Genomic DNA, 26,255 nt, shown 5'->3' on the forward strand with positions numbered 1-26,255 from the left:
GGGCATTCAAGTAAAGCGTTCTTAGTTCATCTAAGGCAACAATAGCCATTTGATGGCTCCATCAAATTCGCCTCCGAAGATAAATTTCTTATTCCATATGTCTGATAGCGAACATGAAATTTATTCATTAAGGAATACGCTTAAATCTTGCATTGCTTAAAGAGCAAGCTGTAAGTGCATTATTTAATTAATGAATTAAACCCCATCTTTGATTTTTATTAAGTTTTGGGGTTTCACAAAAAGGAATTGATATGAATATTCTTCAAAAAATTGGACTTGTGTCTTTATTTAGTATTGCCTTAGCCGCATGGGCTCCAATGTCTGCTGGTCAAAGCATCGTTAAATCCAATAATGGCATTTTAGTTAGCACCAGCAATATGACCCTGTATACCTTTGATAAGGATCAAGCGGGATCGGGCAAATCAACCTGCAATGGGGATTGCGCCATTAACTGGCCTCCATTATTGGTTGATAAAAATGCCACATCTTATGATGACTACTCAATTATTACGCGTGATGACGGTAAACAGCAGTTTGCCTACAAAGGTAAGCCCTTGTATTTCTTCAGTTTGGACAAAAAGCCCGACGATCGCAACGGTGATAACTATTTAAATGGTGCCTGGCATATCGTTCAGATGTAATGCGCTGGAATTTTTGAAAGCTGCCCTTGGGCGGCTTTCATCTCACCTTTACTTTCCCAGATTTTTCAAAGCCTCTAAATACTTCTCGGGACTGAGGGGTTGTCCTTCACGCTGTGCTTCCCACATCACTTGCCCTAGGCATTCCATCATTACGTGCTGGGCCTCATGCATTGAACCCAACTTCAGAGATAGCTTGTCTGCAATCTCTTTAATGCCTGGTGGTTGATTGATCGAGATCTGCTCACTAATCGAAAGATGCATCGACAAATGTAAGAAGGGGTTGGTTTCGCCACGTTCCGGCGTGTAGTCCTGAGCAAGAGCGCTCTCTGGATCCTTGAGTAAGTCGTGGTATTCGGGATGCTCAACCATCCAATCGCTTGCGAGCGTCTCCATGGGATCAAGAATATGATTCTCGATCCTCTTTTTCCAGGTGTCACAGAAAAAGCGACGCACTTCTTCACGGGTTGGATTAAATATCGCCACGAACTTTTCCTTTACCAGTTTTTTGTTTAAAGCCGCATAGTGGTTCTACTATGCATTGTGCACAATCTGGGTTGCGCGCCTTGCAGGTATATCGACCATGCAGAATTAGCCAGTGATGAGCATCTAGTAGGTATTCTTTTGGCACGCGCTTGAGTAATTGCTCTTCTACTTTCACTACATCTTTGCCGGGCGCCAGCCCTGTTCGGTTAGATACTCTAAAGATGTGCGTATCCACCGCAATCGTAGGTTGCCCAAAGGCAGTATTCAGAATGACATTCGCAGTCTTTCTGCCAACACCAGGTAGGGCCTCTAATTCTTCGCGAGTCTGCGGAACTTCACCACCATGTTTCTCTAGGAGCAGTCGGCATGTTTCTTGAATATGTTTACCTTTGGAATTGAATAATCCGATATGCTGAATAAAGGGTCTAACACCATCTTCACCAAGATCTAAAAGGGCTTGTGGGGTATTGGCAATCTTATAAAGCTTGCGCGTTCCCTTATTAACTGAGACATCAGTTGCTTGTGCCGATAGTAGTACCGCAATTAACAACTCAAATGGCGAGCTATATTCCAGCTCAGTTTCTGGTTTGGGATTGTTGGCTTTGAGCTGCTCAAAAAAAGCACGACGCTTTTCTAGATTCATCATTTCTTTTGTTGGGCTCGTGCAATGGCGGCTGCAATGATGGCACGCTTACGTTCTTGCTCTTTAAGCTCATCTGCTGATGATGGGCTTTCAGCATTAACTGCTGCTAATTTGCTTGCCGCTTTTTTGGCTAAGCGATCATCATTATCTTTTTGCTCTCTATCGAGTCGTTGTTCACGATCGTGGTAGCGCTTGCGGGAAACATCTGCCAACTCTTGGGACCAAGCATCCCAACCAGTTTGATTGCCCGTTACATCAATCATGCTAATGCAATCAACTGGACACGGCGGAATGCAGAGGTCACATCCAGTGCACCACTCAGTCAACACCACATGCATTTGCTTGGAAGCTCCAACGATCGCATCAACAGGACAAGCCTGAATACATAGTGTGCAGCCAATGCACTTTTGTGGATCTATGAATGCAACAGGCCTGGGGCGCTCAGCTCCACACTCCGGATCAATGACGGGATGTAGCTCAAAGGCATCTTGAGGGTAGATGGGTATTAGAACCTTGCTCAAGCGCTCAATACCCTCAATCCCACCAGGCGGGCAGCGATTTGGGAGTGCATCTCCAGAGGCCATCGCCTCAGCATACCCACGACAGTCTGGGTAGCCGCATTTAGTGCATTGGGTTTGCGGAAGAATATCCTCAAGTTGGTCGATGAGGTTATTTGCTTGGCTCATGGAAAGGGCTTGTTCGATTCTTCTTAAAATTAAAGGCTCCGAAGAGCCCTTAATTTATGCAGACTTGGTAGTCCGTGTAGCGGTTTTCTTCGTATTCTGATGCTCACGAATGAACGTCTTAATCTTTGGATAAACTTTTTCACGCCAACGACGACCAGCAAAGATGCCGTAGTGACCAGCACCAGCAACTTCATAGTGGTCTTTGCTATCTTTTGGAATGCCGGCACATAAGGCATGAGCTGAACGTGTTTGACCACTTCCAGAGATATCATCCAGCTCACCTTCAATGGTGAGGAGGGCAGTCTTTTTAATGTCTTGTGGTTTTACAAGCTCACCAGAAACTTCCCAAGTGCCGTTTGGCAATGAGTAGTCTTGGAAAACAGTCTTAATAGTGTCGAGGTAGAACTTAGAGTCCAAATCCAATACCGCGTTGTATTCATCGTAGAAACGGATGTGTGATTTCGCATCTTGTTCGTCGCCACGCACTAAGTTTTGGAAGTAATCCCAATGAGATTGCAAATGGTTTTGCGGGTTCATGGCGATAAAGCCAGTGTGCTGCAAGAAGCCTGGGTAAACTTTACGGCCAGCGCCTGGATAGTTAGGCGGAACGCTATAAATCACATGGCTTTCGAACCACTCGAATGATTTTTGATCTGCAAGGTTATTTACTGCAGTCGGTGACTTGCGTGCATCAATTGGGCCGCCCATCATGATCATAGAGGCTGGCGTTGCTTCGCCGGCAGAGGCCATCAATGAGATTGCGCCCAAAGTTGGAACGGTGGGTTGGCAAACAGAGATCACATGTAAATCTTTGGCGCCAATGGTGCGAATGAATTCTTGTACGTAATGAACATAGTCATCAAGACCAAATTCACCATCTTCTACCGGTACCAAACGAGCATCGATCCAATCGGTGATGTAAACCTTATGGTCTTGCAAGAGGGTGCGTACTGTGTCGCGAAGCAAAGTGGAGTGGTGTCCAGATAATGGAGCTACCACCAATACTGTTGGATCTTCTTTGAGTTTCTTGATAACTTCTACATCATCAGAGAAGCGCTTGAAGCGTACCAAGTTACAGAATGGCTTTGCAACTGCAGTTCTTTCATGAATGGCAACTTCTTTGCCATGGGCCATGACTGAACGAATACCAAACTCTGGCTTCTTGTAATTCTTACCTAAGCGATAGAGGAGTTCATAACTAGCAGCCAATCGATCCGATCCCGGAACCTTAGAGGCGGGATTCGAAGCATTGATAAAAGCTTCTGAAGCAGCGCGTGCCCAAGAACTAACTGGTTGAAGTAAGGCTTTTTGAAACTCATGTAACTGATATAGCATGGTACCTCCGGTAATTCAGTGTATCCGCTTATTACGCTTTAATTAAGCCAATACGCGGGCGATTGCTTTAGCCACTTTATCAATATTTTTTGTATTAAGGGCTGCAACACAAATGCGTCCAGTAGAAAGGGCATAAATGCCGTCCTCTTTCTGTAAGCGATCAACTTGCTCAGCTGTTAAGCCTGAGTAAGAAAACATGCCACGTTGCTTCTCGATAAAAGCAAAATCTTGCTTTACACCAGCAGCAGCGAGTTTTTCAACCAAGCCATGACGCATTGCTTTAATACGGTCACGCATTTCTGCCAACTCATCTTCCCAGAGCTTACGTAATTCTGGTGAATTCAAAACAGCAGCAGCAATTGCAGCGCCGTGAGTTGGGGGATTGGAATAGTTAGTGCGAATGACGCGCTTCAATTGTGAAAGTACGCGAGTAGATTCATCTTTGCTTTGTGTGACGATAGACAATGCACCAACACGCTCACCGTAGAGTGAGAATGATTTGGAGAAAGAGCTTGATACAAAGAAAGACATCCCTGAATCAGCAAAGAGGCGAACTGCAATACCGTCTTTCTCAATCCCATCAGCAAAGCCTTGGTAGGCCATATCCAAGAAGGGGATGAGACCTTTGTTCTTGCAGATATCAATCACTTGGCGCCATTGCGCTTCTGTAATATCTGCACCAGTAGGGTTGTGGCAGCAAGCGTGCAACAACACGGTCGTGTTCTTTGGGAAAGACTCTAAGGACTTCACCATACCGTCAAAATCTACGCCACGAGTTTTGCCGTCAAAGTAGGTGTACTCGACAACATCAAAACCAGCAGATTCAAAAATGCCGCGATGGTTTTCCCAAGTCGGGTTGCTAATCGCGCAAGGTGCATTGAGATTCAAGCGCTTGATGAAGTCGGCGCCTACGCGCAATGCACCGGTACCGCCGAGACACTCAGCAGTGACAACGCGACCATCCTTAATGAGCGCAGAGTCAGCGCCAAACAATAAATTTTGCACTGCACTGTTATATGGGTTTGGACCTTCAATGGGGATGTAGCTGCGAGGGGAGTGCTTTGCAACAATCGCCTCTTCCGCTTTCATGACCGCCTTGAGAAGTGGTACCTTGCCTTCGTCTGTGTAATACACGCCAACACCTAAATTCACTTTGTCAGCACGCTGGTCTGCAACGTAGGCTTCTGTGAGGCCAAAAATAGGATCTTTAGGGGCTAATTGAACTGAGGCAAACAGGGTCATTTGAGGTCGAAAGTGTGGGTTAGGGGGTAATTAAGGACGGTTTTGTTTGTAATTGACGTTAGATTCAGTTTAATTGTCGGTTTTTGAGGCCAGAATCAACTATTTCCTAAGAAAAACGGCAAAATCATTGTTTGTACAAAATTCTCTGTGAAGAAGTCTCACAGGTGAAATGATAGCCGAGATGCCCCCTAAGTTGCCTAAAACTGGTCCAAATTCTGAAGTAAAAGTGGTAAATAAAATCCCTGCGGCAGATCCGTTGGGCGAGGCTGGCCACGACCTCGATCCAGCCAAGTTTGTCACCTTCCCGGGCTCCCCCTATTTCCTCTATCAGCCATTTGCCCCCGCTGGAGACCAGCCTCAGGCGATTGATGCCCTGGTTGAGGGTATTGAGGATGGGCTGACCTTTCAGACTCTTTTAGGGGTTACTGGGTCTGGAAAGACTTTCACAATGGCCAATGTCATTGCTAGAACAGGCCGTCCAGCCATCATTTTTGCCCCGAATAAGACCCTAGCTGCCCAGCTTTACAGTGAATTTAGGGAGTTTTTCCCGAGAAACGCCGTTGAGTACTTCGTCAGCTATTACGACTACTACCAGCCAGAGGCTTATGTACCTCAACGCGACCTCTTTATTGAAAAAGATTCCTCTATTAACGAGCACATCGAACAGATGCGTTTGTCTGCAACCAAGAGTTTATTAGAGCGTCGAGACGTCATTATTGTTGCGACCGTATCTGCAATTTACGGCATTGGTAATCCTGGTGACTATCACAGTATGGTGATGACATTGCGTCCTGGCGACAAGATGAGTCAGCGTGATATTTTGATGCGCCTCATTGCGATGCAATACGACCGCAACGAAACGGATTTCAAGCGCGGTGTATTTCGAGTGCGTGGCGACACAATTGATATTTTCCCGGCTGAACATAATGAGTTAGCAGTAAGGGTGGAGTTGTTTGATGATGTCGTGGAGAGTTTGCAATTCTTTGATCCCCTCACTGGCAAGATTCGTCAAAAGATTCCACGCTTCACTGTTTACCCAAGTTCTCATTACGTTACACCTCGCGATACTGTTTTGAAAGCAATTGAAACTATCAAAACAGAGTTGCGCACGCGCTTAGATGAGTTTGTGAAGGATGGCAAACTGGTCGAGGCACAACGTCTCGAGCAACGTACTCGTTTTGATTTAGAGATGCTCAATGAGTTGGGTTTCTGTAAAGGTATTGAGAACTATTCTCGCCACCTGTCTGGTGCCGCTCCGGGCGATGCCCCGCCGACGCTAGTCGACTATTTGCCGAATGATGCCTTGATGTTCTTGGATGAAAGCCATGTCTTAATTGGGCAGCTTAATGCAATGTATAACGGAGATAAATCTCGTAAACATACTTTGGTGGAATTTGGCTTCCGTTTGCCTTCGGCGATGGATAACCGCCCACTCAAATTTACTGAGTTTGAAACCAAAATGCGTCAAACTATTTTCGTTTCTGCAACACCGGCTGATTATGAGAAAACACATCAAGATCAAGTAGTCGAGCAAGTAGCAAGGCCAACCGGTTTGGTTGATCCAGAAATTGAAGTGTTGCCAGCAAGTACACAGGTTGATGATTTGTTAGATCAAATTCATGCACGCGTCAAAGTGCATGAGCGAGTTCTAGTTACTGTATTGACTAAACGTATGGCTGAGCAATTAACGGACTATCTTTCTGATAATGGTGTAAAGGTGAGGTATGTTCACTCAGACATCGATACAGTTGAGCGAGTAGAAATTTTGCGTGACTTACGTTTGGGTGTCTTCGACGTACTGGTCGGTATTAATTTATTACGCGAAGGCTTGGATATTCCTGAGGTATCTCTTGTAGCCATTTTGGATGCCGATAAAGAAGGCTTCTTACGTTCAGAACGCAGCCTGATACAGACCATAGGCCGTGCTGCTCGTAACGTTCGTGGCAAAGCCATTTTGTACGCCGATCGGATTACCGACTCCATGAAACGCGCAATGGGCGAGACCGAAAGACGGCGAACCAAGCAAATTGCCTTCAATAAGCTTCATGGGATTGAGCCTAAGGGCGTCAAAAAGCGCATTAAGGACATTATTGATGGCGTCTATGACGTCAAAGAGAAGCGTCAGGAGATGCAGGTTGAGCAGGAGCGGGCTCATTATGAAGATATGGGTGAGAAGGACTTGGCGGCTGAAATTAAGCGCCTAGAGAAGCAAATGAACGCTGAAGCCAAGAATTTGGAGTTTGAAAAGGCTGCCAGCACCAGGGATAGACTCACTAAGGTTAAAGAAATGGCTTTTGGGGCTAGGTCTAGGGACTCCGTCTAGGGGCTCAAACAGCTAATTCCTGACTTACAACGCGGTTTTTTTGGGATAATTCCCGAGCAATTTGCTGGGGAATATGGTAAAGTTGAGTGGAATGGTCCGGTATTACCCGCCCGACTGTTAGCTGTCCATAACAATCCATTACCAAGGTGACATATGAGACTTACAACCAAAGGTCGTTTTGCAGTAACCGCAATGATTGATTTAGCCCTGCGTGAAACGCATGGCCCCGTAACTTTGGCCGGAATTAGCCAAAGACAAAAGATTTCCCTCTCTTACCTCGAGCAATTGTTCGGCAAATTACGCCGTTTCAATATCGTGGAGAGTACTCGTGGACCTGGCGGTGGATACACCCTGGCGCGACCATCCTCTGAAGTGAGCGTTGCTGACATCATTGTCGCAGTCGATGAGCCTCTCGATGCGACTCAATGTGGCGGCAAAGGCAACTGTCATACCGATGAAGAAAATCATGGACGCTGTATGACTCATGATCTCTGGAGTAATCTCAACTCCAAAATGGTTGAGTACCTCAGTTCTGTGAGCTTAAAAGATTTAGTTCAGCAACAAGAAGGTCGCGGTATTGTCATTCAAGACATGCGCCAAAAGAAAATTAAGGTTGAAAGCACTAAGGCAGATAAACCTGCCCCAGCCCTTGCAGCTAAAAAAGAACCACCCCCTAAAGCGCCATTAATTAATTCAGTATTCAATTTGGCGCGACAGAGTTAATAACCACATTACCTATAAATAAGTACATCATGAACGCACCACAAGTATTACCGCAACAACCGGTTCCAATGTTTAGCCCTGAACACTTTCCTGTGTATATGGACTATTCGGCTACTACGCCGATTGATCCACGCGTGGTTGACAAAATGTTGCCTTACTTGCGCGAGCAGTTTGGTAATGCCGCTTCACGTAGCCATGCTTATGGCTGGGCCGCAGAAGAAGCGGTTGAGTGGGCGCGTTCTGAGGTTGCTCAATTGGTACATGCTGATCCAAGAGAGATCGTATTTACTAGTGGTGCAACTGAAAGTATTAACTTGGCCTTGAAGGGTGCTGCGCATTTCTACAAAGATCGTGGCAATCACATCATTACTGTTAAGACCGAGCACAAAGCCACTTTAGATACTTGTCGTGAGCTTGAGCGCGAAGGTTATGAAGTTACTTATTTAGATGTGTTGCCGAATGGCTTGATTGATTTTGCTCAGCTTGAAGCTGCGATGAAGCCAGGTACGATTTTGGCTTCAGTGATGTATGTCAATAATGAAATCGGCGTAGTTCAGGACATTCCTGCGATTGGTGACTTATGCCGTTCGCGCGGTGTGATTTTGCATGTGGATGCAGCTCAGGCAACCGGCAAGGTAGAGATTGATCTCGAAAAGATCAAAGTCGATTTGATGAGTTTTTCTGCGCATAAGACTTATGGCCCTAAAGGTATTGGCGCTTTGTTTGTGCGTCGTAAGCCCCGTATTCGTATTGAGGCACAGATTCATGGCGGTGGTCATGAGCGTGGTATGCGTTCAGGAACTCTTGCAGTTCACCAGATCGTAGGCATGGGTGAGGCTTTCCGCATTGCTCGTGTTGAGATGATTGAAGAGAACAAGCGTATTCGTGGACTGCGTGACCGCTTACTCAATGGTTTGAAAGATATTGAAGAAGTCTATGTCAACGGCGACATGGATGATCGTGTTCCACATAACCTCAACATTAGTTTTAACTATGTTGAAGGCGAGTCTATGTTGATGGCGCTAAAAGATTTAGCGATCTCCTCTGGTTCAGCCTGTACCTCAGCATCTCTAGAGCCTTCTTATGTATTGCGTGCACTGGGTCGCAACGATGAGTTGGCGCATAGTTCGATTCGTTTTACCTTGGGTCGCTTTACGACTGAAGAAGAAGTGGACTTCACTATCAAGTTGGTAAAAGAAAAGATTGCCAAGTTGCGTGAGTTATCTCCGCTCTGGGAAATGTATAAAGACGGAATCGATATCAGCACGATTCAATGGGCTGCACACTAAAACTAATACATAGAAATTAAAGAGGAAATACCATGGCATATAGCGATAAGGTCATTGACCACTACGAAAATCCCCGCAACGTTGGTTCATTCGAGAAGGGTGATAACACCGTAGGTACGGGTATGGTTGGCGCACCTGCTTGTGGCGACGTCATGAAGTTGCAGATTCGCGTGAATGATCATGGAGTGATCGAAGACGCCAAGTTCAAGACTTATGGCTGTGGCTCTGCGATCGCTTCATCTTCGCTTGTGACTGAATGGGTTAAGGGTAAGACTTTGGACCAAGCGCTTGAGATTAAGAATTCGCTCATCGCTGAAGAGTTGGCTTTGCCCCCTGTAAAAATTCACTGCTCCATCTTGGCTGAAGATGCTATCAAGGCAGCGGTAGCGGATTACAAAGAGAAGCACCCAGCGAAATAAAAGCTGAAATAAAGAACGAAAAAATACGAAGTCAAAACTATGGCAATTACCTTAACCGACAAAGCAGCTGCACACGTAAACCGCAACCTAGAAAAGCGCGGTAAAGGTTGTGGCTTGCGCTTGGGTGTACGTACAACAGGTTGTTCTGGTTTAGCTTATCAGCTGGAGTATGTTGATGAGCCTGCAGCCGAAGACCAAGTCTTTGAGTCCAATGGCGTTAAGGTATTCATAGATCCAAAAAGTTTGGCCTACTTAGATGGTACGGAGCTAGACTTTGTGCGCGAGGGTTTGAACGAAGGGTTTAAGTTCCAAAATCCAAACGTAAAAGATGAGTGTGGTTGTGGCGAATCCTTCCGCGTCTGACGATTACTTTCGCTTCTTTGGATTAAATCAGCAATTCAATATCGATTTGCCTGCTCTAGAGCAGGCCTACCTTGCCATTCAAAAGGAAGTACACCCTGACCGCCATGCGCGCGGGAGCGACACTGAGCAACGCCTTGCTATGCAAATGGCAACCCTAGCTAATACTGCTTTGCAGACCTTGAAGAGCCCTATTCAGCGCGGTCTTTATATTTGCCAACTACATGGCGTTGATGCCAAGCTAGAAACCAATACTGCGATGCCTACTGCTTTTCTGATGAGGCAAATGGACTGGCGTGAAAGCTTGGATGAGCAAGCAGAAAATTTACCTGCATTAGATGCTTTAATGACTGAGGTGGAAGAATCTAGGCAGGAAACACTTGCAGAAATTGCTCAAGCCATTGATGGTGCCAAGAACTATGCGCGTGCCGCAGAGCTACTTCGCGGTTTACTGTTTATCGATAAGTTTGCCGTTGAGCTTGATGACACTATTGCAGCCTTAATCTAGCCCTCACTCAAGCTAAACTCATTACTTATGGCCTTACTACAAATCTCCGAACCCGGTAAATCACTTGCGCCCCATCAACGCCGCATTGCTGTTGGTATTGACCTGGGCACCACCAATTCTTTAGTAGCGATTGTGCGTGATGCGTTGCCAAAGGTCCTAGCAGATGCGCAAGGGCGCGAACTGCTTCCTTCAGTCATTCGCTATTTGCCAAATGGCAGAACGCAAGCCGGCTTTGAGGCACTTGAGAGTGCCGTGATTGACCCTAAGAACACCATTGTTTCCGTTAAGCGTTTCATGGGCCGCGGCTTGCTTGATGTTGAGAATATTGAAAGTGCCCCATACGACTTTGTTGATCAACCCGGCATGCTTAAACTCAGAACAGTTGCTGGAGATAAGAGTCCAATTGAAGTCTCGGCGGAAATCTTGGCGCGCTTGCGTCAATTAGCGGAAGACTCTGTGTCTGATGAGATTGTTGGCGCAGTGATTACAGTCCCCGCTTACTTTGATGATGCGCAACGTCAAGCAACCAAAGATGCTGCTAAGTTTGCCGGCATTGAAGTTCTTCGTTTATTGAATGAGCCGACCGCTGCTGCGATTGCCTACGGATTGGATAATGCCTCCGAAGGTATCTATGCGGTTTACGATCTAGGTGGTGGCACCTTTGATATTTCCATATTGCGCATGAGTCGCGGTGTATTTGAAGTGCTTGCTACTGGCGGTGATTCTGCTCTAGGCGGCGATGACTTTGATCACCGCTTGTATTGCTGGGTCATTGAGCAAGCCAAGCTTCCTCCTTTATCCATTCATGATCATCGTACACTCCTGCAGGCCTGTAAGCATGCCAAAGAGCTGCTGAGTCACAACCCTCTTGCGCGCGTGCATGAAACTTTGGCAGATGGCACGGTAGTCAATGTTGGGGTTAGCCAGGCACAGCTCTTTGAAATAACTCAAAACCTAGTTGCCAAGACTTTGATGGCTTGTAAAAAGGCGTTGCGCGATGCTGGCCTTAAGGCGGAAGACGTTAAAGGCGTAGTGATGGTGGGCGGTTCAACTCGCATGCCGAATGTGCAGCGTGCTGTAGGTGAGTTGTTCGGCACTCAACCCTTAAATAATTTAAATCCTGATCAAGTCGTTGCATTAGGTGCGGCGATGCAGGCTGACTTATTGGCTGGCAACCAGAGTAAGGATGACGAGTGGTTGCTTTTAGATGTCATTCCGCTATCGCTTGGTATTGAAACCATGGGCGGCTTAGTGGAAAAAATCATTCCACGCAATACACCTATACCGGTAGCTAGAGCGCAAGACTTCACTACATTTAAAGATGGGCAGACTGCATTGGCCATTCAGGTAGTGCAGGGCGAGCGCGAACTTGCTCAAGACTGTCGCTCATTAGGTAAATTTGAACTACGCGGCATTCCAGCAATGGCTGCAGGTGCAGCCCGTATCCGGGTCACCTTTCAGGTGGACGCAGATGGATTGCTATCTGTGAGTGCTACCGAGCAAGGCTCTGGCGTGAAAGCTTCTATAGACATTAAGCCTTCTTATGGTTTAACTGATGCAGAAATTACGCGCATGTTGCAAGATGGCTTTGCCTCAGCAAAAGAAGATTTACTTTCTAGGTCATTGCGCGAAGAGCAGGTAAATGCCCAGCGTTTACTCGATGCTGTACAAACTGCTCTTGCAAGCGATCGCTCTTTATTGAATCCAGAAGAACAGCAAGCAGTTGACCAGGAGATGGCAGCCTTGCAAAAGATCTTAAATGAAGAAACCGATAGTGCGATTGTTCGTAAGGCAGTAGATCACGCCGCCAAGGCCACGGATGACTTTGCACAAAAGCGCATGAATGCCAGCATACAGAGGGCTCTGTCTGGTAAAAATGTTGCTGAAATTTAAGTAAAAAACAAATTAAAAATAAGTAGAAAAGAAATATGACTCAAATCGTTGTACTACCGCATAGTGAATACTGTCCTGAAGGTGCAGTTGTTGAGGTTGCCCCAGGCACTTCAATTTGTGAAGCTTTGCTCGAGAATAATATTCCGATTGAGCATGCTTGTGACATGGTTTGTGCCTGCACTACTTGTCACGTGATTGTGAAAGAGGGCTCTCAAAGCCTAAATCCTCCTGATGAGAATGAGGAAGATATGCTTGATCGCGCATGGGGCTTAAACCCGCAATCGCGTTTGTCTTGTCAGGCCATTGTTGCTAAAGAAGATTTGGTGATTGAGATCCCTAAATATTCAATCAACCATGCCAAAGAAAATCATTAATGCACCAAAATATTGCATTCATGCTTAGAATCATGCGCATCTAATAAAGAAAGGTTTCTGGTGGGACTAATATGAAGTTGTAGTTCATTCTTTAAGTAGTGCCTCCAAAAAAATCTTTTAAGCCATCCTTCGGGGGGGCTTTTCTTTTACCATCTGATAAAGAAAAAGCCTCGCAGTACGAGGCTTTTTGTGTGATGCTAGATCAATATTTACTGCGCTATTGCCTCACGAATCATGCCTGCAGCGACCGTATGATTTGTGGCCTCATCGATCAAGATAAAGGCACCAGTGCGCTGAGATTGATCAAACAAGTCTGCAACAATCGGCTTTTGCAAAATAAAGTCTACTCGGCCGATCTCATTAGTAGACAATCCACGCACATCACTTGCCTGAGACAGTGTCTGCACATCTAGAACTTGTTGAATGCTCTTCACTTTCGCACCAACAGTATTGGTGGTGTGTCGCAAGGCATATTTTCGGCTTAATGAGAGTGGTTCGCTATCTAACCAGCATAAATCAGCAGAAAGTTGTTTGCTCAATACTGGTGGATGACTATCTTCAGCGCTAATAAATAAAGAGCCGCGTGAGACATCAATGTCTTCTGATAATTGGATCGCAACAGCTTGACCAGTTTGTGCAGAATCCACAGCATTATTGCCATTAGTTTGCTTGCTGCTAGAGCGATTGCCCAAATAAATCTCAGCAACAGTTGCCTCAGAGCCGCTTGGCAATACTTTAATCTTTTGTCCTTTGCGAATACTGCCCGACTCGATTTCTCCAAGGTAGCCACGGAAGTCATCAGAAGCGCTACCATCCTGACGGGCTACATATTGAACAGGAAAGCGCAGTGACAGTTTTTCAGACTCAGGGCTAGTGTCCAAACTCTCTAGCCACTCAAGCAGAGTAGGGCCCTTATACCAAGGGGTATTTTTACTAGCAGTAACGACGTTAGCGCCAAGCAATGCAGAGATCGGAATCAAAGTTGGCTTAGGTAAGCCAATCTTTTGGGTGAGATCTTCAATAGCGGTCTTGATGGTGTTGAATACTTTTTCATCAAACTCATATAAGTCCATTTTGTTAACGGCAAATACAACATGACGTAGACCTAATAAATGTACAATCGCCGCGTGACGTTTAGTCTGCGCCAATAAAGTAGATGGACTGGTATTGAGGTCAACACGTGTTGCATCAACCAAAATGACTGCAACATCCGATTGAGAGGCGCCAGTAACCAAGTTGCGGGTGTACTGCTCATGGCCTGGGGCATCAGCAACAATAAATTTACGCTTTGGGGTGGAGAAGTAGCGATAGGCAACATCAATCGTGATGCCTTGCTCACGCTCAGCCTCAAGGCCATCGGTCAAAAGGGCCAAGTCAACTCCCGCATCAGATGAGGTAACGCGAGCATGCTTGGTTTTTGAGAGTGATTCCAATTGATCTACCAAAATAGACTTGGTGTCATAGAGTAAGCGCCCAATTAAAGTGCTCTTGCCATCATCGACGCTACCTGCGGTAATGAAACGAACAACGTTTTGCTGCTGAGTTTGAATGCTAGTCATCAGAAGTAACCTTCTTTCTTACGGCGCTCCATTGAGGCCTCGTTAGTTTGATCGTCCATTCGAGTAGCGCCACGCTCCGTGATTTCAGAAATAGCAGTTTCAGCAATGATCTCTAATGGAGTAGCTGCAGTACTGAGAACTGGGCAGGTACAACTGATATCACCAACAGTGCGAAAACGTACGCTCAGGACCTCGCTAATATCATCAGCCGATTTTGGTGTGACGTTAGTCACTGGAACTAATAAATTATTTTTCTTCACTACTTCACGCTGGTGTGTGTAGTAGATGCTCGGAAGTTCTAGTTTCTCGCGAGCAATGTATTGCCAAATATCGAGTTCAGTCCAGTTCGAGATTGGGAAAACGCGCATATTTTCGCCTTTAGCGATTCGTGCGTTGTAGAGGTTCCAGAGCTCAGGACGTTGTGCTTTGGGATCCCATTGACCGAATTCATCACGGAAAGAGAAGATGCGTTCTTTAGCGCGAGCTTTTTCTTCGTCTCGGCGGGCGCCGCCCATGAGGGCATCGAATTCATATTGCGCAATTGTCTCGAGCAAAGTTACTGCTTGGGCAGCATTGCGAGAATCAGTTTCCTTACGCAAACGTACAGTACCTTTTTTGATCGAGTCTTCAACGTGACCCACAATCAGCTTGACACCAGTCTTTTGCACTACAGCATCACGATACGCAATCACTTCTGGATAGTTATGACCAGTATCAATATGCAAAATTGGGAATGGTAATTTCACTGGGCGGTCACCAAACTGGAATGCCTTACGCGCTAAGTGAAACATCACTATCGAATCCTTACCGCCAGAGAACAGCATGGCTGGGTTGGAGCACTGCGCTACGACTTCCCGGATGATGAAGATCGATTCAGCCTCAAGCCAATCTAGGTGATCATCAAGTAATTTTTGTTCTGACATTCTGTGAGTTATTTCTACTAAGTTTTTATGATTGGTTATTTATTAACGTGCAAGCCACATTCTTTGCTATCACTTTGTAGCCACCACCAGCGGCCAGCCCGTATGTCTTCACCCTTCTTAACCTGACGGGTGCAGGGTTCACAGCCAATACTGGGGTAGCCCTTCAAGTGTAGCGGGTGAATGGGAACGTTTTCTTGTTTGATATAAGCCCAGATATCCGCTTCACTCCAATCAAACAAAGGATTGAACTTTGAGATGCCTCGTGCATCATCGAGTTCTTCCAAATTAAGCTCAGTACGAGTGGTCGATTGCTCACGTCGCTGGCCGGTAATCCAGGCGTCGGCGCCAAGCAGTGCGGCATTGAGTGGTTTAATCTTGCGCGCTCCACAGCATGCTTTCTTGGGTTCTTCACCATCGTAAAAGCCATTCATGCCATATTGATCAATAAAGGCTTGAACGTCACTATCTTGTGGATAGACTTTTTCAATGGATACGCCGTAATGATCTTCAGTAGTTTTGACCATATCAACAGTCTCTTGATGCAGGCGTCCAGTCGCTAATGTAAATAACTTAATCTTTGCGCCAGTCTTAGCAATAGCATCTGTAATCACCATATCTTCTGCCGCCAAGCTAGTTGCAAAGCGAACGTCAGAAAAGCGCTCGGAAATATCAGCCAAGCGCTGTTTTAAAACGGTGGACTTCTCAGCAAGCTCCGCAGGAGTGAGGGCGCTTGATGGAATTGACCAAAATATGGGTTTTTCGAGGGTAGTTTGTTGATTTTGCTGGGTCATTTAAATGCTCCGAGCGAATGGCATATAGGCCTTTCTGACTCTGACTCAGCAGTTTATTGGCTATTCTTATAACTTACAAATATATATAAGTCATCGCTTTATACCTAAAAGTAATGTTTTAAAACCTCTAAAGCGAGCAGATATAGCGAATTAGACCTTTAATCAAGGTCAATATCAGTTTCGGGCTTTAGCGCTGCTTTGACTTTGGCCTCATCAAGCTTGGACGAGCATAGTTCGATAAATTCATAGGCAAATCCACGCAAGAAGTAGCCTTTACGTAATGCGATGCGGGTGGTGTTGTCTTCAAAGAGGGTGCCAACATCCAAAAGGGAGAGTTTGGTATCGCGATCTTCTTGGTAGGCCATGGAGGCGATGATGCCAATTCCTAGCCCCAGTTCAACGTAAGTTTTGATAACGTCAGCATCGAGCGCTGACATCACGATATCTGGAGTAATGGCTGCTTTCGCAAATGTTTCATCAACTGATTTTCTACCGGTAAATCCTTCGTGATACGTCACGATAGGATATTCAGCAATTTCCTCTAGGGTTAAATTCTTCTTGCCTTCGAGTGGATGACCCTTTGGAACAACTACGGTATGGTGCCAAGTGTAGTACGGGAAAGTAACTAGCTCAGGTATACCTTCTAATGCTTCGGTCGCAATACCAATATCTGCGCGACCTTCTAGTAATAGCTCGACGATCTCTTGGGGGCTGCCTTGATGAAGCGCTAAATGTACATTCGGAAATTTTTTCTTAAATTGGCTAACTACATTTGGCAATGCATAACGTGCTTGTGTATGGGTTGTAGCAATAGTAAGCTGACCTTTATCAGCCTGACTAAATTGAGCTCCAAGCTGCTTAATATTTTTAGTATCAAGCAAGATGCGCTCAACGATCGTTAGAAGCTCTTTGCCAGGCTCTGTAAGACCTAGAAGGCGTTTACCTTTGCGGACAAATAGCTCGACCCCCAACTCATCTTCTAAGTCCAAAATATGCTTACTAACACCTGACTGCGAAGTCGCTAGGGCATTTCCCACTTCGGTGAGGTTGAAGTTACGACGGACGGTTTCGCGAATGATGCGGAGTTGTTGAAAGTTCATACTTAATTATCAGTCTTTTGGTTATTTTTATGCAATCTGATTACTTTGTATTTTCAAAAACCCGTAACTGAGAGGGCACAATACGTACTTGTTGCCCCTCAGCCAGGCCTCGTTTGGCAACTTCAGATCTTGGCAACTCCACTTCGTAAAAGTGGGGTGCTGACTTTGTATCTGAGCTGGAGATAGCTGAAAGCTCTACTCTGGAGTTCAATCCAAAAGAGAGGATGCGGTCAATAACTGCAACAACACCATCATTACTTTCATTTTCTCCAACAATATCTAATTCGTGTGGGCGGGCAAATGCGAGTACTGATGCCCCCTGCGCTATGGAATCAGATTGATCATGTTTTAGATTATGTTTGCCTACCTGGATTCCTTCGCCCTCTACACGGCCATGGAACAAGTTCACATTGCCCAAGAAGCCATATACAAATGGGGTGGCAGGATGGTCATAAACTTCATCTGGACTACCAATTTGCTCAACATTGCCCTGGTTCATGAGAACAATACGGTCCGCTACCTCTAATGCTTCTTCCTGATCGTGCGTAACAAAGATCGAGGTGATATGCAATTCATCATGTAGCTTGCGTAACCAACGACGTAGTTCTTTGCGAACTTTGGCATCTAATGCGCCAAAGGGCTCATCTAGTAATAGTACTTTCGGTTCAACTGCGAGGGCTCGTGCCAATGCAATGCGTTGGCGTTGACCGCCGGATAACTGTGCGGGAAAGCGATCATGTAACCAATCTAATTGAACAAGCTTAAGAAGTTCATGCACCTTATGGGCAATTTCATCCTTGCTTGGACGTTCTTTGCGATTCTTTACATTTAAACCAAAGGCAACATTGTCAAAAACGGTCATGTGCTTAAAAAGCGCATAGTGTTGAAATACAAATCCAACTTGTCGATCACGCACTGGAGTGGCTGAAGTATCAATGCCATCCAGAATGATATTCCCGCTATCGGGAGTTTCGAGGCCGGCAATGATGCGTAATAGCGTCGTCTTTCCGCAGCCGGATGGGCCAAGGAGTGCGACTAGCTCACCAGAGGGAAAGTCTAGAGAAACATTATTTAAGGCAACAAAGTCACCAAATTTTTTTGAAACGTTCTTAACGGTAATACTCATAGTGGTCCTTCGATTGCAGGTGCTGCATTTGTTTCTGATTTAAGCCGCCATTCGACATAAGTTTTAGCAGCCAATGTCAGTAGCGCCAATAAAGCGAGCAAAGATGCTACTGCAAAGGCAGCAACATAGTTATATTCGTTATAAAGAATCTCTACTTGGAGTGGAATGGTGTTGGTATAGCCACGAATATGGCCTGATACAACGGATACCGCACCAAACTCACCCATTGCTCGTGCATTACAAAGAATGACGCCGTACAAGAGTCCCCATTTAATGTTCGGCAGGGTTACGTACCAGAATGTTTGCCAACCACTCGCACCCAATACGGTAGCAGCCTCCTCTTCTTCGCGTCCTTGGGCTTCCATGAGCGGGATTAGTTCACGAGCTACAAATGGAAAGGTGACAAAGATGGTGGCCAGAATGATGCCCGGTACAGCAAAGATAATCTTGATGTCATGCTCTGAGAGCCAGCTACCAAACCAACCTTGGGCACCAAATACCAGCACAAAGATTAAGCCAGCAATCACTGGTGAGACGGAAAATGGCAGGTCAATCAGGGTAATGAGAAGATGTTTGCCTCTGAAATCAAACTTAGCAATTGCCCAGGATGCCGCCACACCAAATATTAAGTTGAGCGGTACAGCAATTCCTGCAGCAAGAAGTGTCAGCTGAATAGCAGACCAAGTATCCGGTTCAACAATCGCGTTAAGGTAGTAGACCCAGCCTTTATGAAGGGCTTCTGTAAACACAGATAAGAGAGGTAGCAACAAGAAGACGCTAAAAAAGCTGAGTGATAAAAATAAAACTAAGGCTTTAACAATAAAGGAGTCGCGTGTAGCAGCGCTACGCTCAAACCGAGTAGTAGTCATTAACGAACTCTCCCAGTACGCTTGGCAGTCCAGGCTTGTAAGCCGTTAATGGCCAGCAACAAGACTAAGGAGATCAACAACATTACGCATGCAATAGCTGTTGCACCTGCATAGTCATACTGTTCAAGCTTAGTAATAATGATTAAAGGGGTGATTTCTGAAACCATCGGAATATTGCCGGCAATAAAAATGACTGAGCCGTATTCGCCGACAGCTCGTGCGAAGGCAAGGGCAAAGCCAGTGAGTAGTGCCGGTAGCAAAATTGGTAGCACCACAGTCCTAAAGGTTTGCCAACGACTTGCACCCAAACTCGCAGCCGCCTCTTCAAGCTCTAATTCAATCTCTTCCAGAATGGGTTGTACAGTTCGCACTACAAAGGGCAAGCCAATAAAGATGAGTGCCACTAGGACACCCCAGGGCGTGAAAGCAATCTTGATACCCAATGGTTCAAGGTATTTACCAATCCAACCATTTTTGGAGTAGAGCGCCGCTAGGGCAATGCCGGTTACTGCGGTAGGCAGTGCAAAAGGAAGGTCGACCAATGCATCTACAAGATTCTTGCCAATAAAGGTATATCGAACTAAAGCCCAAGCAAGCAATAAACCAAAGAAAGTATTAATTAAACCTGCAAATAAAGCCATGCCAAAACTGAGTCGATATGACGCCATTACTCTTGGTGAAGTCACTGCGTCGATAAATGCAGGAAAGGTCAAACTCGTTGTTTTAAAAACCACAGCAGAAAGCGGAATTAAAACAATCAAAGAAAGGTAAATGATGGTGTAACCAAGGGATAAACCAAAACCAGGGAAGATACTATTTTTCTTTACTGAAGACATCCTCAGAGTCTAGGGGGCGCCCCGTCAAAAGGGAAACAAGAAAAGGTCATTAACTTATATGCAAAATGAATATAAGCCCAGGGCAGATGTCAAAATAGCCCAGAGCATGATGTCTGGGCTATTAAAGGGTTTCTGATAATGAAAAGCTTGAGGAATTATTTAACAATAATCTCGTCAAAAACACCACCATCATTAAAGTGGGTCTTTTGAGCCTTCTGCCACCCGCCAAATACTTGGTCAATCGTGACTAACTTCACTTTAGCGAACTGGCTGGCATATTTAGCTGCCACCTTAGGATCGCGCGGGCGATAGTAGTTCTTTGCGGCGATCTCTTGCCCTTCTGGCGTATAGAGATTTTGCAAATATGCAGTCGCTACTTTGCGGGTACCTTTTTTGTCTACTACTTTATCTACTACAGCAACTGGTGGTTCGGCCAGGATCGAAATGGACGGAGTGACGATCTCATATTTTTCTGGGCCTAACTCTTTAACGGCTAAGTAAGCTTCATTTTCCCAGGCAATCAGCACATCACCAATGCCACGTTCGGTAAAGGTTGTGGTTGATCCACGTGCGCCAGAGTCCAATACCTTGACGTTGGCATAGAGTTTTTTCACAAACTCTTTTGCCTTCACATCATTGCCACCAGGCTGTTTGAGTGCATACGCCCACGCCGCAAGATAGTTCCAGCGTGCGCCACCAGAAGTTTTCGGATTTGGGGTAATTACCTCTATACCTGGTTTAGTAAGGTCATTCCAGTCCTTAATACCCTTTGGATTACCTTTTCGAACGAGGAATACGATAGTTGATGTGTAAGGAGAAGAGTTATCTTTGAATTTCTTTTGCCAATCCTTGGCTACCAAACCTTTTTCCGCAAGGATATCAATGTCATAAGCCAGTGCGAGTGTGACTACGTCAGCATCTAAGCCGTCCAGCACGGCACGCGCCTGTTTGCCTGATCCCCCATGGGATTGTTTAATGGAGATGTCTTGACCAGATGATTTTTTCCAGTCGGCAGTAAAGACTTTATCGTAATCTTGGTAGAGCTCGCGAGTAGGGTCATATGACACATTCAAGATACTTTGTTGTGCAAAGCCAGTAGAGATGATGCCAAAACTTAAAAGTAGGCCTCCTAGTATTTTTGATAAGCCAGAATGGTTCATTGCAATTCCTTTCAGTAGATGAAAAGAATTTAGAGGTAAACCTCTAAGCTGTGAAGCAAGAAATAGTGGATTGCTTATTAAAAAATGGAATGATCGGGATTTAGATCAAAAAAAAACCACCTTACGGCGGTTCTTTTATTTACATAATTAGTTCAAGCAAATGAGTCTTCAAACTCTGCGTATTTAATAGCGTTCATGAGAAATAGGATACGGCGCTGGAAACTTTTTCGCTCTTCTAGTTTGTCATGCGGTAATTGATCATGCTCACGCAATAATTTAGTAATTGCTGGGTTGTAGAGCTCTCTTACGGGTGACATGATTTGCTGTTCCTAAAAGGTTATTTAGGTTCAATGTACAGCTGTTTAGTGCATTGGGCAAAGAATCTTTATTGATATGTATATATCAAAATTGCATATATACAACAATCAGGCTGTAACGAGTTTGATCCCAACTAAGAGCAAGGTAATCGCTAGCGCAGTTCTGGTGAACTTCTCAGGCAGGGTGCTTGATAGCTTGGCGCCTAGCCAGATTGCGGGTATGGAGCCTAGCAGGAGGCCAAATAAAAGGCTGAAATCCACATTACCCAACCACCAGTGACCAAGCCCAGCAAGAGCAGTTAAGGGTACGGCATATGCAATATCAGTCCCTGCCACTTCAGCAGTCTTGAGGTGTGGGTATAGCATCAGAATAAGTGTTGCTCCAATTGCGCCAGCACCAATGGAAGATATTGTGACTAGGATACCAATGGCACCACCAATCAATACCGTTGCAATCTTTAGCCCAACTCCATGAGGCATCTTTGTAGGATTTTGTTTTACCCATTCTAGAATTCTGCCTCTAACCGTGAGCGAGAGCGCGGTCAAGAGTACGGATACCCCAATAGAAAAAGTAATGAAATGAATCCATTCCTTGGGTAAGGGACCGATTTGCTTTAATACAAATATAGAGGCAGCGGCCGTAGTAAGGCTGCCAGCGCAAAGAAGGCCAACAATGTCCCACTTCACGTTGCCATGAAGGCGATGAGCTGCAGTGCCAACACCCTTGGTGAGGGCAGCAAAGGCGAGGTCAGTTCCAACTGCAGTAGTCGGAGCAACACCAAAAATCAGAGTCAGAATTGGCGTCATCAGTGAGCCACCGCCAACACCAGTGAGGCCCACCAACAATCCAACCAAGGCGCCGGAAAAAATATAGTGCAGGGAGCCTTGCAAAAACTCGAGCATTTGCCTAAATCACTTCTCTACGAATGCACGTTCAAAGACGTAGTCGCCTAATTGGCCAAGGCTTGGGGAGACCTTAAAGCCTTTGGCATCAAGCATCTCAGAGGTTTCTTTGAGCATAGAGGGGCTACCGCAAATCATGGCACGATCCACTGCTGGATCGAGCGGCGGAAGGCCAATGTCTTTGAAAAGTTGACCAGTTTCAATTGCAGTAGTGAGGCGACCGGTATGCTTGAAAGCCTCACGTGTCACGGTTGGGTAGTAGATTAGTTTTTCGCGAATCAGTTCGCCCAAGTATTCATCTTGAGTGAGTCCATTTTTAATGTAGTCCTCATAAGCTAACTCGCTGACTAAACGCACTCCATGAATGAGAATAACTTTCTCAAACTTCTCATAGGTTTCTGGATCACGAATGATGCTCATGAACGGCGCAAGGCCAGTGCCGGTGCTGAACAAGTACAGATGCTTGCCCGGATTTAAGTCATCTAGCACTAGGGTGCCTACGGACTTCTCGCTGACAAGAATCGGATCGCCAACTTGAATCTTTTGTAAACGTGAAGTCAAAGGACCATCTTGAACTTTAATGCTCAGGAACTCGAGATGCTCTTCATAGTTTGGGCTGGCAACGCTATAGGCGCGCACCAAGGGTTTGCCTTCAACCTCAAGACCAATCATCAAAAAGTGACCGCTACGAAAGCGCAAGCCCTTATTGCGGGTGGTAGTAAAGCTGAAAAGAGTGTCATTCCAGTGGTGAACTGACAGAACGGTTTCGGTGTTATATGCGGCCATAGAAAGCTTAGTTAATTTTGCAAAACATTGATTATCCTCAAAAATCACTCCATTTCCGGGGGGTTGACGGATTAACTTTTCATATCCAATGCACTTTTAGTAATAAAGCCAAGATTTGGGGCTTTAAAGGCTGATGCCGCTATGATTGGGTAATGACTAGAGCCCAATACTTATTCCTCTCTTTCCTAAGCCTGGACTTGGTGGCTTTTGCGGTGGTACTGCAACAGGTGGGATATCAAGGGATCAGTTTCTTGCCGTGCCCTTTATGTATTTTGCAAAGAGTCGGATACCTAGATATAGTGATTACTTGCTTTTTTGCGGCTGGCATCCCAAGGTTCAGAAAGCTATTTCATGGTTTGGCTATCTTGGCTGCTGGATATGGGGTAGCAGTAGCTGGGCACCATGTTTGGCTTTTATCTCACCCAGGCGAATCCTGTGGAATAGATCCCTTAGAAATTTGGATTAACCAGTTTCAACTAGCCAACGGTTTGCCTTGGCTCTTTAAGGCAGATGGTTTGTGCTCAGCACAACTTCCTGCGATCTTAGGATTACAAGTTCCGGAATGGTCCTTGCTTTGGTTTGGACTCATCTTGTTGGTCTTGGCAATTACTTTCTTCAAAAAGACCAAGCAATAGAAATGACTTCAATCGGTATTGAAGTTAGTCAACCTTTGCGCCAGAATCTTTTACCAACTTTGCCCATTTAGGTGTGGAGCTAGCGAGATATTCTCCGAGAACCTTTGGGGAGCTGGCAACAACCTCAAAACCATCTGCGATTAATTTCTTTTTAGTTTCTGGATCATTCAGGCTAGCAACGATTTCTTTGTTTAGTAAACGAATGATTTCATTCGGCGTGCCAGCAGGCGCTAAAAATCCTTGCCATGAGTTCAAGTCATATCCAGCAAGCCCAGCTTCCGCAATGGTAGGTATTGTTGGTGCACCTGTGGATCTCTTTGCAGAACTCACACCCAAAGCAGTCAGTCTGCCTGATTGAATATGTGGCAGAGCTGCTGCCAAGGTAACCATTAATGCATCAACATGTCCCGCCAGTAAATCTGCTACTGCTGGAGCACCGCCTTTGTAGGGGATATTGTTAAATTTAATCTCTGCTTTTGATTCAAGTAGTGCAGCTGCGAGGTGGCCTGGGCTCCCATTTCCTGCATTGGCCATACTGAGTCCATTGGGATCTCTTCTGGCTACTTCAATAAAAGTCTTCAAATTTTTCACGGGGAGCTTGGTGCCGACGACCAATACTTGCGGTGCAGTGATGGCAAGTGAAATGGGTGCAAATTGATCTAATTTATACGGAAGCGAAGGATAAAGAGCTGGATTAATCGCAAGACTATCCCAGCCTACTAGCAAGGTATAGCCATCGGGTGCTGCTTTGGCAACATAACCAAATGCAATATTGCTGCCGCCACCGGGCATATTTTCAACCATGACGGTCTGATTTAGTCTGGTTGTTAATTCTTTTGCAACTGTTCGCGCAAGAATATCAAGGCTTCCACCAGGTGGTGCGGGCACAACCAATTTGATAGGTCTATTTGGCCAAGGCGTATTTGCTCTCGCAATGAGTGGGCTAGCTGAAATTACCGCTATGGATAAAAGCGATTTGAGGAGACTTCGTCGTGAGGTGTGCATTAAGTCTTTGGCTGCCATGAATTTTTAACGTAATTAATTCTAATTCTTAAAGATGGCGGGTTGGGGGATATCAATAGTGTTTTTAGTAATTAGCTTATGCGCATAGCTTGTTTTACAAAAATAGGGTCATGCCATAAGATATAAAGATATTTCAGCTGTCTTTTCTTTTTCTGTAGGAATTAATATGACTTACTTTACCGATAACTCCCAAACCATTGGCAAGACACCTTTAGTGCGTTTAAATCGCGTAACGGATGGCGCTAAAGCGACTGTTCTGGCCAAGATTGAAGGTCGTAATCCTGCCTACTCCGTTAAGTGCCGTATAGGTGTTGCCATGATTAACGATGCTCAAGACAAAGGCCTTCTCGGTCCTGGCAAAGAACTTGTGGAGCCTACTAGTGGCAATACTGGTATTGCTTTAGCCTTCGTGGCAGCAGCGCGCGGTATTCCTTTGACGCTAACCATGCCAGAGACCATGAGTATTGAGCGTCGCAAATTGCTCACTGCCTTAGGTGCGAAAATTGTTTTAACTGAAGGCCCCAAAGGAATGAATGGCGCTGTTGCTAAGGCTAAAGAAATTGCGGCATCTGACTCTAAATATGTATTGCTTCAGCAATTTAGCAATCCATCTAATCCTGCAATTCATGAGAAGACGACTGGCCCAGAAATCTGGGAAGACACTGATGGCAAGATTGATGTGTTCGTCGCTGGTGTTGGTACTGGTGGAACGATTACTGGTGTAGGTCGTTACATTAAAAATGTTAAAAAGAAAAATATTGAAGTGGTAGCAGTTGAGCCGACTACAAGCCCAGTGATTACGCAGAAGTTAAATGGCGAAGAAATTAAACCTGCACCTCATAAGATTCAGGGCATTGGTGCTGGCTTTATTCCAGACAATCTGGATTTATCGGTAGTAGATAAAGTTGAGCAAGTGAGTAATGAAGAAGCTATTGAATTTGCTCGCCGCATAGCTAAAGAAGAGGGTATTTTGGTTGGCATCTCCTGTGGCGCAGCAGCTGCGGTAGCTGTTCGTTTGGCCAAAAAGCCTGAATACGCAGGAAAAACGATTGTGGTTGTACTGCCTGATACTGCTGAACGTTATTTAAGCTCCCCATTGTTTGAGGGCGTATTTGATGAAAAAGGTTTGCCGGCGTAACGCAATACTCAGTACCGTGATTGGTAATAAAAAAGGCACCCCATGAACTGACCCACAAAAGTTGGACATCAAATCCAACTCAAAAGGGTCAGTCTCATGTCCAAATACAGCAAAGACTTTAAGCTAGAAGTCATTCATCACTATCTGTCAGGTAAAGAAGGATTTACCGC

At 45.4% G+C, this 26,255-nt stretch carries 28 protein-coding genes; 11 read left to right on the forward strand and 17 right to left on the reverse strand.

Features of this window, described 5'->3' with window-relative positions; genetic code table 11:
- The first annotated feature begins 251 nt into the window (after positions 1–251).
- A complete protein-coding gene (locus tag ICN34_RS09270) occupies positions 252–641 on the forward strand; it encodes a hypothetical protein (RefSeq protein ID WP_216122173.1) in 390 nt (129 codons plus the stop codon).
- 48 nt (positions 642–689) lie between these two features.
- On the opposite strand, the gene ICN34_RS09275 is transcribed toward ICN34_RS09270, so the two are convergent.
- The 5 genes from ICN34_RS09275 to ICN34_RS09295 are packed head-to-tail and all read right to left on the reverse strand — an operon-like array spanning position 690 to position 5,030.
- Positions 690–1,118 (reverse strand): DUF1841 family protein, encoded by a 429-nt coding sequence (locus tag ICN34_RS09275; protein ID WP_216122238.1) that lies wholly within the window; start codon positions 1,116–1,118, stop codon positions 690–692.
- Complete coding sequence (gene nth, locus ICN34_RS09280; protein ID WP_216122236.1) at positions 1,111–1,767, reverse strand: endonuclease III; 657 nt, start codon at positions 1,765–1,767, stop codon at positions 1,111–1,113. The genes ICN34_RS09275 and nth overlap by 8 nt, the downstream gene beginning before the upstream one ends.
- Complete coding sequence (rsxB, locus tag ICN34_RS09285) at positions 1,767–2,453, reverse strand: electron transport complex subunit RsxB (protein WP_216122175.1); 687 nt, start codon at positions 2,451–2,453, stop codon at positions 1,767–1,769. Before rsxB ends, nth begins: the two co-directional genes overlap by 1 nt.
- 54 nt (positions 2,454–2,507) lie before the next feature.
- Entirely contained in the window at positions 2,508–3,788 is a 1,281-nt protein-coding gene (locus ICN34_RS09290; protein WP_216122177.1) for a polyhydroxyalkanoate depolymerase, read from the reverse strand.
- A 42-nt stretch (positions 3,789–3,830) separates the two neighbouring features.
- Complete coding sequence (locus tag ICN34_RS09295) at positions 3,831–5,030, reverse strand: amino acid aminotransferase (protein ID WP_216122178.1); 1,200 nt, start codon at positions 5,028–5,030, stop codon at positions 3,831–3,833.
- A gap of 169 nt (positions 5,031–5,199) precedes the next feature.
- Between ICN34_RS09295 and uvrB the strand changes: the two genes are divergently transcribed.
- The 8 genes from uvrB to fdx all read left to right on the forward strand — a co-directional run bounded on the left by uvrB (position 5,200) and on the right by fdx (position 12,919).
- Positions 5,200–7,353, forward strand: a complete 2,154-nt coding sequence (gene uvrB / locus ICN34_RS09300) for an excinuclease ABC subunit UvrB (RefSeq protein WP_255538630.1) — start codon at positions 5,200–5,202, stop codon at positions 7,351–7,353.
- A 153-nt stretch (positions 7,354–7,506) separates the two neighbouring features.
- A complete protein-coding gene (locus ICN34_RS09305; protein ID WP_216122179.1) occupies positions 7,507–8,076 on the forward strand; it encodes a Fe-S cluster assembly transcription factor in 570 nt (189 codons plus the stop codon).
- 29 nt (positions 8,077–8,105) lie between these two features.
- Positions 8,106–9,365: an IscS subfamily cysteine desulfurase gene (locus tag ICN34_RS09310; RefSeq protein WP_216122181.1), complete on the forward strand. Its 1,260-nt coding sequence runs from the start codon at positions 8,106–8,108 to the stop codon at positions 9,363–9,365.
- Between the two features lie 32 nt (positions 9,366–9,397).
- Positions 9,398–9,784: a Fe-S cluster assembly scaffold IscU gene (iscU, locus tag ICN34_RS09315; RefSeq protein WP_216122183.1), complete on the forward strand. Its 387-nt coding sequence runs from the start codon at positions 9,398–9,400 to the stop codon at positions 9,782–9,784.
- Between the two features lie 39 nt (positions 9,785–9,823).
- The gene (gene iscA, locus ICN34_RS09320; RefSeq protein ID WP_072583082.1) at positions 9,824–10,147 is read left to right on the forward strand and encodes an iron-sulfur cluster assembly protein IscA; all 324 of its coding nucleotides are present in this window, start codon (positions 9,824–9,826) and stop codon (positions 10,145–10,147) included.
- Positions 10,125–10,652 (forward strand): Fe-S protein assembly co-chaperone HscB, encoded by a 528-nt coding sequence (gene hscB / locus ICN34_RS09325; protein ID WP_370624003.1) that lies wholly within the window; start codon positions 10,125–10,127, stop codon positions 10,650–10,652. Before iscA ends, hscB begins: the two co-directional genes overlap by 23 nt.
- Positions 10,653–10,679: 27 nt before the next feature.
- On the forward strand, positions 10,680–12,545 hold the full coding sequence (hscA, locus tag ICN34_RS09330; RefSeq protein ID WP_216122187.1) for a Fe-S protein assembly chaperone HscA: 1,866 nt from the start codon (positions 10,680–10,682) through the stop codon (positions 12,543–12,545).
- A 35-nt stretch (positions 12,546–12,580) separates the two neighbouring features.
- Positions 12,581–12,919 (forward strand): ISC system 2Fe-2S type ferredoxin, encoded by a 339-nt coding sequence (fdx, locus tag ICN34_RS09335; protein ID WP_216122189.1) that lies wholly within the window; start codon positions 12,581–12,583, stop codon positions 12,917–12,919.
- A gap of 209 nt (positions 12,920–13,128) precedes the next feature.
- On the opposite strand, the gene ICN34_RS09340 is transcribed toward fdx, so the two are convergent.
- The 11 genes from ICN34_RS09340 to ICN34_RS09390 all read right to left on the reverse strand — a co-directional run bounded on the left by ICN34_RS09340 (position 13,129) and on the right by ICN34_RS09390 (position 23,289).
- Positions 13,129–14,478, reverse strand: a complete 1,350-nt coding sequence (locus ICN34_RS09340; RefSeq protein WP_216122191.1) for a sulfate adenylyltransferase subunit 1 — start codon at positions 14,476–14,478, stop codon at positions 13,129–13,131.
- Complete coding sequence (cysD, locus tag ICN34_RS09345; protein WP_216122193.1) at positions 14,478–15,401, reverse strand: sulfate adenylyltransferase subunit CysD; 924 nt, start codon at positions 15,399–15,401, stop codon at positions 14,478–14,480. Before cysD ends, ICN34_RS09340 begins: the two co-directional genes overlap by 1 nt.
- A gap of 35 nt (positions 15,402–15,436) precedes the next feature.
- Positions 15,437–16,192 (reverse strand): phosphoadenylyl-sulfate reductase, encoded by a 756-nt coding sequence (locus ICN34_RS09350; RefSeq protein ID WP_216122195.1) that lies wholly within the window; start codon positions 16,190–16,192, stop codon positions 15,437–15,439.
- Between the two features lie 158 nt (positions 16,193–16,350).
- Positions 16,351–17,292 (reverse strand): CysB family HTH-type transcriptional regulator, encoded by a 942-nt coding sequence (locus ICN34_RS09355; protein ID WP_216122197.1) that lies wholly within the window; start codon positions 17,290–17,292, stop codon positions 16,351–16,353.
- 40 nt (positions 17,293–17,332) lie between these two features.
- Positions 17,333–18,418: a sulfate/molybdate ABC transporter ATP-binding protein gene (locus tag ICN34_RS09360; RefSeq protein ID WP_216122198.1), complete on the reverse strand. Its 1,086-nt coding sequence runs from the start codon at positions 18,416–18,418 to the stop codon at positions 17,333–17,335.
- Positions 18,415–19,287 carry a sulfate ABC transporter permease subunit CysW gene (cysW, locus tag ICN34_RS09365; RefSeq protein WP_216122200.1) on the reverse strand — a complete coding sequence of 291 codons (873 nt, stop codon included), beginning with the start codon at positions 19,285–19,287 and terminating at the stop codon, positions 18,415–18,417. The genes ICN34_RS09360 and cysW overlap by 4 nt, the downstream gene beginning before the upstream one ends.
- Positions 19,287–20,123 carry a sulfate ABC transporter permease subunit CysT gene (gene cysT / locus ICN34_RS09370; protein WP_216122202.1) on the reverse strand — a complete coding sequence of 279 codons (837 nt, stop codon included), beginning with the start codon at positions 20,121–20,123 and terminating at the stop codon, positions 19,287–19,289. The genes cysW and cysT overlap by 1 nt, the downstream gene beginning before the upstream one ends.
- Before the next feature lie 155 nt (positions 20,124–20,278).
- Complete coding sequence (locus ICN34_RS09375) at positions 20,279–21,283, reverse strand: sulfate ABC transporter substrate-binding protein (protein ID WP_216122204.1); 1,005 nt, start codon at positions 21,281–21,283, stop codon at positions 20,279–20,281.
- Between the two features lie 152 nt (positions 21,284–21,435).
- The gene (locus tag ICN34_RS09380) at positions 21,436–21,600 is read right to left on the reverse strand and encodes a hypothetical protein (protein ID WP_216122241.1); all 165 of its coding nucleotides are present in this window, start codon (positions 21,598–21,600) and stop codon (positions 21,436–21,438) included.
- Between the two features lie 108 nt (positions 21,601–21,708).
- Entirely contained in the window at positions 21,709–22,503 is a 795-nt protein-coding gene (locus ICN34_RS09385; RefSeq protein ID WP_216122206.1) for a sulfite exporter TauE/SafE family protein, read from the reverse strand.
- A gap of 9 nt (positions 22,504–22,512) precedes the next feature.
- Positions 22,513–23,289 (reverse strand): ferredoxin--NADP reductase, encoded by a 777-nt coding sequence (locus tag ICN34_RS09390; protein WP_216122209.1) that lies wholly within the window; start codon positions 23,287–23,289, stop codon positions 22,513–22,515.
- Positions 23,290–23,441: 152 nt separating this feature from the next.
- Between ICN34_RS09390 and ICN34_RS09395 the strand changes: the two genes are divergently transcribed.
- Positions 23,442–23,924, forward strand: a complete 483-nt coding sequence (locus tag ICN34_RS09395; RefSeq protein WP_216122210.1) for a disulfide bond formation protein B — start codon at positions 23,442–23,444, stop codon at positions 23,922–23,924.
- Between the two features lie 24 nt (positions 23,925–23,948).
- Here the strand turns inward: ICN34_RS09395 and ICN34_RS09400 are convergent, their stop codons facing one another.
- On the reverse strand, positions 23,949–24,947 hold the full coding sequence (locus tag ICN34_RS09400; protein WP_216122212.1) for a tripartite tricarboxylate transporter substrate binding protein: 999 nt from the start codon (positions 24,945–24,947) through the stop codon (positions 23,949–23,951).
- A gap of 166 nt (positions 24,948–25,113) precedes the next feature.
- On the opposite strand from ICN34_RS09400, the gene cysK reads away from it, so the two are divergent.
- Positions 25,114–26,085 (forward strand): cysteine synthase A, encoded by a 972-nt coding sequence (cysK, locus tag ICN34_RS09405; RefSeq protein WP_216122214.1) that lies wholly within the window; start codon positions 25,114–25,116, stop codon positions 26,083–26,085.
- The last annotated feature ends 170 nt before the right edge of the window (positions 26,086–26,255 follow it).

It is taken from the genome of Polynucleobacter sp. Tro8-14-1 (assembly GCF_018881655.1).
Taxonomy (GTDB): domain Bacteria; phylum Pseudomonadota; class Gammaproteobacteria; order Burkholderiales; family Burkholderiaceae; genus Polynucleobacter.